This window comes from Pseudoduganella sp. HUAS MS19, from assembly GCF_053615455.1.
Genome location: NZ_CM132133.1, coordinates 1,745,899 through 1,755,704, shown reverse-complemented (window position 1 = coordinate 1,755,704; position 9,806 = coordinate 1,745,899). Strand labels below are relative to the sequence as shown.

Genomic DNA, 9,806 nt, shown 5'->3' with positions numbered 1-9,806 from the left:
TCAGACACGTCGGCGCGCCGGCCGCTGCCTCCGGCTTCGAGACCGTTGGGGGGCAGACCTTTGGTCTGACCCCGGTTTACCGGTTTTAGCGCGCCCCGCAGGCACGCAGCGGCGCAGCGGGAACGGCAGCAGCCGTGGCAGCAGCCAGTGCCGCAGTGGCGACCGGCTGCACGCCGCCCGGCGCATTGTTCGCCATCGCCGTCACCACCGGCGCCGCCTTCTGCGCATCGGGCTCGATCAGCGGCATCAGCGAAGGCGCCAGCACCGTCAGCAACTGCACCGGCAGCGCCGAGGTAAAGTCGTAATTCTTCGACTCAGGCCCGTGCACATAGGCCGTCATCGAACCAAAGAAGCGCTCGCCGATATTGAACACGAAGGTCGCCGAACGGTTCACATAGCGCGACTCGATCAGGCGCCCGCCAGCCGCATACACATCGAAGCGCTGGTCGCCGGTACCGGTCTTGCCGCCCACCGGAATGATCTGCCCGTCCGGGCCGACGAAGGCCGACTTCACGCGGCGCGCCGTGCCGTCCGACACCACTTCACGGATCGCATCGGCTACTGCGCGCGCCACTTCCGGCGTCAGCACCTGCTCGTTGCTGGACGACTTGTTGCGCGCCACCGTCGTTTCATAAGGCGTGCCTTCGGCGAAGTGCAGCGACTCGATGCGCTGCGTGGTCTTGCGCACGCCGTTGTTGATGATAATCCCCATCATCTCGGCCAGCGCGGCGGGACGGTCGGCCGAGGCGCCCAGGGTGGTCGCATACGAAGGCACCAGCGAATCGAAGGGATAACCCATCTTCTTCCACTGGCGGTGGATGCCCATGAAGGCCTCCATCTCCAGCAAGCCGGCAATGCGCTTGTCCTGCGCATGCTTGCGATGGGTCTTGAACAGCCACTGGTAGACTTCCTGGCGCTCCTTCTCGCTGGCGGCCACGACGTCGGCCAGCGAGGCGCCCTCATTCTGGTGCAGGTAAGCCACCAGCCACAATTCCAGCGGGTGCACGGCAGCCAGGTAGCCGCGGTCGGCCAGACTCCAGTTGGCGATGGCATATTGCTCGTACATCTTGGCCAGGCGCTCTTCCGGCACATCGTTCTGCACCTTCAGGTTGTCGTTTACGAACTTGCCGAATTCGGCCAGCGACGCGTTCGGGTATACGGTGCGGTGGATGTTCGCCAGGCGCACCGGCGTCGGGCGGATCGTGTCGAGCAGGATCGCGTCCAGTTCCGCAGTCTTCTTGCCCTTGTACTTGGCGTAGAAGCGGTACAGGAACTCCTTGCCTTCCTTGTCGGCAAAGCGCGCCAGGTAGGCCGCGCGGCGCGGATCGTCGGCATCGGTCAGCAGGGTCTGCGAGGAGCCCGGCATCTGGAAGGAATAGTACTTGACCACATCGCGCATCAGGCGCACGAACACCAGGTTGGTGGAGCGGCGCAGCGCCTCGCGCACCGTCATGATCTTGAAGTCGTCGTCCTTGCTGAAGTTGCCGAAGTAATGCAGGCCGCCACCGGTGAAGAAGCCCTCGCCCGGATTGGCCGAATACTTGCGCTCCAGCGCCGCCTGCAGCATGGCTGGCAGGTCGCGCTTGTCCTTCGGCGTCATGGCCAGATATTCGATGCCCCAGGTGGTCAGGCGGTCGCGCTGGTCGACGCTGACTTTCTTCAGTTCCGCCACCTCCATCTGGCCATACTTCTTGTGCAGCTGGTCGACGATGTCCATATACGTCACCAGGGTGCGCAGCTTGGCGGTGGAGCCCAGGTCCAGCTTGGCGCCTTCGTTGATGTCCAGCGGCTGGTCATAGTTATCGGTCTGCACGCGCAGGTAGTTGGCATGCTCGCCGCGCTCCAGCAAGGTAAAGCTGTACACCACGTTGGCCGGGTCGCCATTGCCCAGCATGCCCTTGCCGGTCAGGCCGGCCTGCACGGCCGTTTCCGGCTCGCGCAGCTGGCGCAGCATGGCGGTGACGGTCTTCTGCGTCTCGGCATCGAGCGTGGTGTTCACCGCCAGGTCGAGGCGGTCCAGGTTGTACATGCGGTTGTCGCCCAGCAGGTTGGCCAGGTGCACGCGCACCGCGTTCGACGCCTTCTTGGTGACATAGGTCATCGGCGGCGCGGCCTGCACGCCGCTACCCTTGGCCGGATGCAGCTTCTCCTTCAGCGCGGCGTCGCGCAGTTGCGGCGTGATGATGCCGGCGCTAGCGAGCAGGCGCAGGTGGCTGTTGGCCAGTACTTCCAGGTCTTCATCGCCTTCACCCAGGTAGTAGCTCGGGCGGCGCTGCGCGATCAGCAGCGACAGCGCTTCCTTGAACGCCAGCGGGCTGCCCGGCTGGTCCAACTTGCCGCCCAGCAGGCGCATCACTTCATCGAACTCGCGGCCATACCAGACCCACATGCCGTCGCCCACGCCGTTCACTTCGCCATAGCCAGGCTTGGCCGACAGCGGCACGGTGTTCAGGTAGTCGACCACGATCTGGCGCCGCACCTTGGTGGTGTCCTCGCCCTGCTGGTAGGCGCGCAGCGAGGCCGACACCATTTGCTGCAGCTTGTCCTTCATCGAGCCGGTGCGCCCTTCCGGCGAATGGCGGTACTTTTCGATCTGGGTAGCCAGCGTGGAGCCGCCGGCCGCACGGTGGCCGGCGGCGCCCACGGCGCTCATCGATTTTTCCAGGATGGCCTTGGACAGGCGGTCCCACTCCACGGCCGGGTTGCGTTTCGGGTACTTGTTGTCCAGCAGCTCGCGGTTCTCGATGAACAGCAGGCTTTGCACCAGCGCAGTGGGCGCCTGCTCGAAGCTGCCATAGATACGCTCGGGATAGCTGGCCGTAAACAGCGGCTGCGCGCGGCAATCGAAAATCGACAGGCCGGTACGGGTCTTTTCGCGGTAGGTCGCGAACACGCCCATGTCGGTCAGTTCCAGCATCTTGGGCGAGAAGCGGGCCTGCGAGATGACTTCGTAATCGCGCGTTTTCAGCTTGTCCAGGTATTCGGGCAGGTTGGCGTAGCCAAGGCGTTCATCGTAAGGACTGTCGTGCGGAAAGCGGATCGACTTGCTCGGCCCCGGCTCAACCTTGTATGTCAGTTTGCCAACCAGGTCGGTGAACACCTTCGCCTGCACCGTCGAGGTGCGGGTCTCGTGATAGCCCCAGAAACCGGCCACGGTCAGCAGCACCAGGATCAGCACAATGAACGCATTGCGCAAACGCGAACCTTTCTTCGGTTCGGATGGAGGTGGCGGCGCCGGCTCGGTTGGTTCGTTTGGTTGGAAGGAGCTTGATTCGTGATCTTGTTGGGAAGGCATAGGTACCGAGCGCAAACGCCGCCTGTTGCCGCCATATCCAACCGCTGCCGCGCCGGCGCGCATTTTGCGCACCGCTCGGACGACAACTCGGGGCCGGCGAAAACGACGATTGCTTAACATAGTGTTCAAACCGGACAGTACACGCAGTGTATTTCTGCTTGATTACCATTGCACCACAACGGCGTGCACTGCACGGGGCAAGACGCAAAATATTTAAACTTCGCGTATCAGTTTCGCAAAAAAACAACGGCGCTTCACAGGTTTTGTGAGCGCCGTTGCAAGAGCAGTTAACACCCTTTTCATACTGTGGATTCAGGGCTTCGCGTACTCCACTTTCAGGGCATCGAGCTCACGGCACATGTGGGCAAATGCTGCCTCGCATTGGGGCGGATCGCCTTTCACGCCAAGCTCGATGTGGCGCCTGGTCTTCGCGTCGCCCACGCTTGGCAGGCTGAAGACTTTGATGCGCGGCCAGGCTGATTCCAGGGCCAGCATCAGCGGCGTTAGCGCTGCTTCCGCCGCCTCGTACACTAACACCGATCGCTCAGCGCGAGGCTCACGATTGAACAGTTCGGCGTAGTGCGTGTCGAGCACCCATTCGATCATCGGCCAGGCCATGACCGGGAAGCCGGGCACGAAGTAATGCGTGCCGTGCGCGAATCCAGCCACGCTGTTATACGGATTTGGAATAAGCGCAGCACCTTGCGGGAATTCGGCCATCTGCAGGCGCTGCAGGTTTTCCGCCGATGCGAGGTCGGCCACCTCGCCCTTTTCTTCGGCCACCTGGCGCACACGCTGCTGGATGCTTTCCTTTGCTCCTTCATGCAGCGCCAGCGGCACCCCCAGCGCGGCAGCAGCAGCCTGCCGCGTGTGGTCGTCCGGGGTGGCGCCGATGCCGCCGCAGCAGAACACCAGGTCGCCGCTGGCAAAAGTGCGCTTCAGCGTGGCAGTGATGCGTGCGCGGTCGTCGCCAAGCAATTCCGCCCAGGATAGTTGCAGCCCGCGTGCCGCCAGCAGTTGCACCACTTTGGGGAAGTGCTGGTCGACCCGCTTGCCCGACAGGATTTCGTCGCCAATGATGATCAGTCCGATTCGCATAGGCTTTCCTCGAAAGGCGCGTGACGCAACTGCGCCAGCGCTTGCAGACAATAATACTCAAACCACAGGCCGGTGAAGATGAAAATCACCACGTAGACCCAGATCGATGCCGCCAGCAGGATCGGGAAGAAGGCAATCGCAGCAGCGGCGCCGCCCACCCACACCAGTGCCGGCAGCGAACCGGCCAGGCCGGACACCACGCCGATGGACATCAGTTGCCAGCGGTGTTCGCGCTGCAGCCTGGCCAGTTCCTCGGCGCTGGCATAGTCGGCCAGTGCGTCATAGCTCATCACGCGGCTGGTAAGCCAGCCCCACAGCAGCACAGTGGCCAGGCCGGCCAGCGGCGGAATGATGTACATCGGCAGGATGCACAGCCAGGCCAGGATGAAGAGGCCGAACGCACCCAGCGCCTTGATCACGCCGCCGAGGATGGAGCCGCCCTGCTTTTTTTCCAGTTGCGGGAAATGGCGGCCGCCGACGTGGCGCACGATGAAGGGCATGGCGGCCACGCCGATAAAGATCATGGCCGTCACGATCATCAGGGGCAATAGCAGCAGCAGCGCAAACAGCGGTACCACGATCGAGCGCAAGCCGCCCAGGCCGATCGATTCCAGCCAGTCGCTGGTCACGCGGTAGACCTCGAAGTCGACGAAGTGGCCGTGCAGCCAGTCCAGCAGCGGCTGCAGGCCAAGCCACAGCAGCAGCGCCCACACAGCGACTGACATAATGAAAGGAACAATACTCAGCAATAAAATCTTGCCGTGGAACTGCGACAGGAGGGCCCTGCCGTAAGCATGGATAACAGCGCGCATTAATTAACCCGGTTTCTTTCTCATAAATTCAAACATCCGCTTCAGGCCGAGCCATTGCTGGGCCCAGAAGCCGCGGCCGTAGTCGCGGCCCGCCAACTGGTCACGTACGCCGGTCGCTTCGAAGCGCGGCGTGAAGTTAGCGGTGCGGAAAATAATGTCCCACATCGGGAACAGCACGGCGAAATTGCAACCACCCAGCGTGCCCTGTCCTGTCGATTCATGGCCGATGCCAATCGCGTGGTGCATGCGGTGGTAGCGCGGCGACACCAGCAAGCGTTCGCCGATGGGGCCGAAGTGTATACGAACATTGGCGTGTTGCAGGCTTTGCACGATGCGCGACAGCGATACCAGGAGCACGTACTGGCCTGGCGGCACCCCGATGGCCAGCGCCAGCACCGCCATCACGATGTCGCGCAACAGGTCGTCCAGCAGGTGGTTGCGGTCGTCGCTCCACAGGTTCATGTTGCGCTGGCTGTGGTGCAGGCTGTGCAGACCCCACCACCAGCTGAACTTGTGCTGGGCGCGATGGAACCAGTAATCGGCAAAGTCCAGCACCAGCAGGTAGATCGCGAAGCTGGCCAGCGGATGCATGTCGGTGACCAGGTTTTCCAGGTTGAAGGGTTGCACGCCTTCCATGTGCAGGGCGCCGGCGATGGCGTCCATCAGCGGGTCGAGCGTGAAGAACAGCAGCAGCGGAACCAGGCCGATACGCTGCAACACGGTATAGACGAAGTCATTCCAGCGCGCGCCCTTGTCGGTGAAGCGGTGCACCGGGATGGCGGCTTCCAGCGGCCGCAGCACCAGGTAGACCAGCAACAGTTCAGCCATGCCGATCAGCAGCCACTCCGTGCCTTCGAAGGCTTCTTCGGTGATGTCGCCCATGCCGGCGTAATAGATCAGCGGCTGGATGGCGTTTTCAAACAGCCAGCCCTGGGCTTGGCCCAGCAGGTCCAGGAAGCATTGCATCATTTGCGGTAATCCGGATGTTCTCTCAGGGTGGCGAAGCAAAATCCCTTGTGCTTCAAGCCTTCAATCAGCGGTTCCAGGCTGGCCGGGGCCCAGGGCTCTTGGCGCGACCATATGCCCATGTGGGCCATGAAGATGTCGCCGTCGCGCAGGCCGTCCAGCGCACGCTTCAGCAATTGCGCATTGGAGGCGCGTTCGACCGGCAGCTCGTCGCCGGAAAAGCCGGCCGGCGTGGCCCATCCTGCATGCCGGTAGCCGCAGGCCTGGCCGGCTGCCAGCGTGCGCGGGCTGGTCTTGCCGCCGGGCGCGCGCCAGAACGGGTCCAGCGCCTTGCCGGTCAGTTCCTGGAAGCGCTGGTCGACGCGCCGCAGTTCCCGGCAATACTGCTGCGCGGTCCAGTCCAGCCGCTTGCCGGCGTCGACGCCGAATTGCGGCTTGACCGCGATCTTGCCGTGCGCGGCATCGCGCAGGTAATAGGTGTGGTCGAAGGTATGGCTGCCGAAGGCGTGGCCCTCTGCCACGCGGGCGCGCCAGTAGGCTTGCCAGGACGGGTCCAGGCTGTAGTCGCCTTTGACGGTCTTTTCGTTCGCCAGGAAAAAGGTGGCCCTGACGTCTTGCCGCGCCAGCACGGAGGCGATCAGCTCGGCCTGCGACTGGCTGCCGGTGTCGAAGGTGAGGTAGATAGTGCCGCGGCACACCGGCGCCGGCGCGCTTGCGCCGGCAGCCGGCGGCAGGAGCGCCGCCAGCGCCAGCAAGCGGGCGGCCAGCGGCACGATGCGGTAAGGCGCTGCGGCATTCATTACATGCGTGCCGAAGAGTTGGCGAAGAAGACGCCGTGCGGCGAGCGGCCTACAGGGATCATCTTGACGACCTTTTTCTGCTGCAGGTCGATCACGGCCACTTTTTTGATCCAGCGCAGGGTGGCCCACATGTATTTGCGGTCGGCGGTGATTTCCATGCAGTCCGGGCCGCCCGGCACATCGATGGTGCCGACGTTTTCCAGCGTCTTCTGGTCGATGATGTTGATGGTGTTGGACACCCGGTTCGACACATAGGTATAGCGTCCATCGCCCAGGGCGCGGAAGTTGTGGGTGCCGGCGCCGGCCTTGATGCGCTTGACCGTCTGCCGGGTACGCCAGTTAATCACTTCGACGTAGTCGCTGCCCATGATCCCGACCAGCAGGAACTTGTCGTCCGGCGTCATGGCGATACCTGCCGGCAGCTTGCCGACCGGCAGGGTCCACAGCACGTTCTGCGTTTTCAGGTCGATCGCGCTGACCTGGTCGCTGCCTTGCTGGGTGATGAAGGCCGTGGTGCTCCTGGCGTCGAAGGCGATGTGGCTGGGCAGCTTGGGCAGCGGAACACGCTTGGCCAGCTTCATTTCCTTGCCGTTGTACGAGTAGATATCGATACGGTGCAGGCGCAGCGAGGTCGCGACGAACCATTTCTGGTCGGGCGAGAAGCCGATCTGGTAAGGATCGAGGATATCCTTGACGTGGCGCTGCACCTGGCCGGTCACCGGGTCGAGGAATACCAGCTCATTGCCCACGGCGCTGGCCACGATCAGCGACTTGTTGTCGGGGGTGGCCATCAGATGGTGCGGCTCCTTCCCCACCGGGAAGGTTTGCAGGCTCTTGTAGCTTGCCTGGTCCAGCAGCTGGACCGTGGCATCGCGCGAATTGAGCACGACGACAACGTTGGCCAGAACAGGCTGTACGCCTGCCAGCAAGGCAAATAAAACAGCTGCGCTACGGATACTGCGGAACATGAAAACTCGCTTCTTGGTTAAGCCAGCCGGTATTTTACGGTCAAACGTCTTGTATAAAGTTACTAACGACAACATTTAATGGGTATCGGCCGCGGATCGACTACAATCGCGGCCTAAGCCCCCCTATTTCTAAGGAACCCAAATGACTATCATCACTAACGCATCCGGCCTGCAGTACGACGACATTAAAGTTGGCGACGGCGCGGAAGCCAAGGCAGGCCAGAACGTTACCGTCCATTACACCGGCTGGCTGCGCAACGACGACGGCAGCAAGGGCCCGAAATTCGATTCCTCCAAGGACCGCAACGATCCGTTCGAATTCGCGCTGGGCGCCGGCATGGTGATCCGTGGCTGGGATGAAGGCGTGCAAGGCATGAAGGTCGGCGGCACCCGCCAGCTGATCATCCCTGCCGAGCTGGGTTATGGCGCGCGCGGCGCCGGCGGCGTGATTCCGCCAAACGCCACCCTGATCTTCGACGTGGAACTGCTGGGCGTTTAATCAAGGCCCCGGACGGGAGGCTTAGCGCTGCCACTTGCGCTGCACAGCCTCCTGCTCCCCTTTTGCATCAAGCGGTTGGCCGGCGATGCGCTGGTCGATCGCATCCAGCACCTGCGTCGGCATGTCCGCCGCCGCCTGCCGGTATTCCCCTTGCTGTGACTTGCCCGCGTTTTGCACCGCCAGTTGCACCTTCCACGCGCCGCCCTGCTTGCAGGCCAGGCCCGACATATCCTGCGACGTAGTGAAGCTGCGGCAGTAGCTGTTATCCTGCGCCAGGAAGCTGGTGCCGATGCGCACCGGGCCGCCGCTGCCGGCCAATTGCTGGTCCAGCGCCGTCGCCAGGCGGCCTTGCGCCACCAGCACGCCATCGCGGCTGGCCACGGTTTCGCCACGGTCGATCGGCAGCATGCCAAGGCCGTAATGGCCGGCCATTACCCCCACCATCAGCATGGCCGCCAGCGCGCCCCATTCCGGCCAGGACCAGCTCCGGCCGCGGCTCGCCTTGCGGACAGCCTGCTGCTCCGCTTCGCGCCGTGCGCGCACGGAATCGAGGCTGACGACAGTGGCCTGGCGCAGCGGCTGCACCAGCCTTGGCGGCACCGCCTCCTCCGCCACCGGGGCGAAGGCGGCAAAGACGTCATTGCGCATGGCCTTGTGCTGGGCCACGCGGCGCGCCAATGCGGCATCCTTGTTCATGGCTTCTTCGAGCGCGCGGCGGGTGACCTCGTCGAGCTCACCGTCGGCATAGGCCATCAGGATTTCGTCGGAAAAACTCTTCATACTGTCCTCGCTTGTTCCGATAACATTTCTTGCAACGCGGTGCGGGCGCGCGCCAGGCGGCTGGTCAGGGTGCCGACCGGAATTTCCAGCACCTCGGCTGCCTCTTTATAGGGCAAACCTTCCACCAGTACCAGGCCGACCACCAGCCGGTGCTCTTCACTCAGCAGGCTGACGGCTTTCTGCACCGCCATCCGCTGCTGGTGGGCCTCAGCATAATCGTCGCCCACGTGCTCGCCCTCCTCTTCCGGCGCAAACAGCTCGCTGCGGCGGGTACGGGAGCGCACCTCGTCGATCCAGGCATTTTTGATAATGCGGAACAACCAGCTATCGAGCCGGGTTCCCGGCTGGTAAGAGCTGCTGTGCAGGATGGCGCGCTCCACGGAGAGTTGAACCAGGTCGTCGGCGTCCTCACGGTGCCAGGCCAAGGTACGGGCGAACCGCCGCAGTCGCGGCAACAGTGTGGCGATTTCCTCGTGCAGGGCGCTATCGTTGTCCATCATATGAAGATAACGAACGGGGTCGGGATTTTCTTCCCTCTCTCCATCGTTAATACAGAATAGATACCGGTAGCCTATATTATCATCCGAC

9 protein-coding genes are annotated in these 9,806 nt (G+C 63.0%); 1 reads left to right on the top strand and 8 read right to left on the bottom strand.

What is annotated here, in order from left to right:
• Positions 1 to 85: 85 nt before the first annotated feature.
• From ACWBU6_RS08175 to ACWBU6_RS08150, 6 genes are all read right to left on the bottom strand, one after another.
• Positions 86 to 3,295, bottom strand: a complete 3,210-nt coding sequence (locus tag ACWBU6_RS08175; protein ID WP_452648316.1) for a transglycosylase domain-containing protein — start codon at positions 3,293 to 3,295, stop codon at positions 86 to 88.
• A 312-nt stretch (positions 3,296 to 3,607) separates the two neighbouring features.
• A complete protein-coding gene (locus tag ACWBU6_RS08170; RefSeq protein WP_452648315.1) occupies positions 3,608 to 4,393 on the bottom strand; it encodes a competence/damage-inducible protein A in 786 nt (261 codons plus the stop codon).
• The gene (locus ACWBU6_RS08165) at positions 4,378 to 5,205 is read right to left on the bottom strand and encodes an EI24 domain-containing protein (protein ID WP_452648314.1); all 828 of its coding nucleotides are present in this window, start codon (positions 5,203 to 5,205) and stop codon (positions 4,378 to 4,380) included. The genes ACWBU6_RS08170 and ACWBU6_RS08165 overlap by 16 nt, the downstream gene beginning before the upstream one ends.
• Before the next feature lie 3 nt (positions 5,206 to 5,208).
• Complete coding sequence (locus ACWBU6_RS08160; protein ID WP_452648313.1) at positions 5,209 to 6,174, bottom strand: sterol desaturase family protein; 966 nt, start codon at positions 6,172 to 6,174, stop codon at positions 5,209 to 5,211.
• Entirely contained in the window at positions 6,171 to 6,971 is an 801-nt protein-coding gene (locus tag ACWBU6_RS08155; protein WP_452648312.1) for a polysaccharide deacetylase family protein, read from the bottom strand. Before ACWBU6_RS08155 ends, ACWBU6_RS08160 begins: the two co-directional genes overlap by 4 nt.
• Entirely contained in the window at positions 6,971 to 7,939 is a 969-nt protein-coding gene (locus ACWBU6_RS08150) for a YVTN family beta-propeller repeat protein (protein ID WP_452648311.1), read from the bottom strand. Before ACWBU6_RS08150 ends, ACWBU6_RS08155 begins: the two co-directional genes overlap by 1 nt.
• A gap of 142 nt (positions 7,940 to 8,081) precedes the next feature.
• Here ACWBU6_RS08150 and ACWBU6_RS08145 point away from each other — a divergent pair, with 142 nt between their 5' ends.
• Entirely contained in the window at positions 8,082 to 8,438 is a 357-nt protein-coding gene (locus ACWBU6_RS08145) for an FKBP-type peptidyl-prolyl cis-trans isomerase (RefSeq protein ID WP_452648310.1), read from the top strand.
• Between the two features lie 21 nt (positions 8,439 to 8,459).
• Here the strand turns inward: ACWBU6_RS08145 and ACWBU6_RS08140 are convergent, their stop codons facing one another.
• Positions 8,460 to 9,218 carry an anti-sigma factor family protein gene (locus ACWBU6_RS08140; protein WP_452648309.1) on the bottom strand — a complete coding sequence of 253 codons (759 nt, stop codon included), beginning with the start codon at positions 9,216 to 9,218 and terminating at the stop codon, positions 8,460 to 8,462.
• Positions 9,215 to 9,718, bottom strand: coding sequence for an RNA polymerase sigma factor (locus tag ACWBU6_RS08135; protein ID WP_452648308.1), 504 nt, complete (start codon positions 9,716 to 9,718; stop codon positions 9,215 to 9,217). Before ACWBU6_RS08135 ends, ACWBU6_RS08140 begins: the two co-directional genes overlap by 4 nt.
• Positions 9,719 to 9,806 lie beyond the last annotated feature (88 nt).

What these genes read in the sequence shown, in the direction of transcription:
- ACWBU6_RS08175 (WP_452648316.1), bottom strand. Translation starts at nt 3,295, where the DNA reads ATGCCTTCCCAACAAGATCACGAATCAAGCTCCTTCCAACCAAACGAA.
- ACWBU6_RS08170 (WP_452648315.1), bottom strand. Translation starts at nt 4,393, where the DNA reads ATGCGAATCGGACTGATCATCATTGGCGACGAAATCCTGTCGGGCAAG.
- ACWBU6_RS08165 (WP_452648314.1), bottom strand. Translation starts at nt 5,205, where the DNA reads ATGCGCGCTGTTATCCATGCTTACGGCAGGGCCCTCCTGTCGCAGTTC.
- ACWBU6_RS08160 (WP_452648313.1), bottom strand. Translation starts at nt 6,174, where the DNA reads ATGATGCAATGCTTCCTGGACCTGCTGGGCCAAGCCCAGGGCTGGCTG.
- ACWBU6_RS08155 (WP_452648312.1), bottom strand. Translation starts at nt 6,971, where the DNA reads ATGAATGCCGCAGCGCCTTACCGCATCGTGCCGCTGGCCGCCCGCTTG.
- ACWBU6_RS08150 (WP_452648311.1), bottom strand. Translation starts at nt 7,939, where the DNA reads ATGTTCCGCAGTATCCGTAGCGCAGCTGTTTTATTTGCCTTGCTGGCA.
- ACWBU6_RS08145 (WP_452648310.1), top strand. Translation starts at nt 8,082, where the DNA reads ATGACTATCATCACTAACGCATCCGGCCTGCAGTACGACGACATTAAA.
- ACWBU6_RS08140 (WP_452648309.1), bottom strand. Translation starts at nt 9,218, where the DNA reads ATGAAGAGTTTTTCCGACGAAATCCTGATGGCCTATGCCGACGGTGAG.
- ACWBU6_RS08135 (WP_452648308.1), bottom strand. Translation starts at nt 9,718, where the DNA reads ATGATGGACAACGATAGCGCCCTGCACGAGGAAATCGCCACACTGTTG.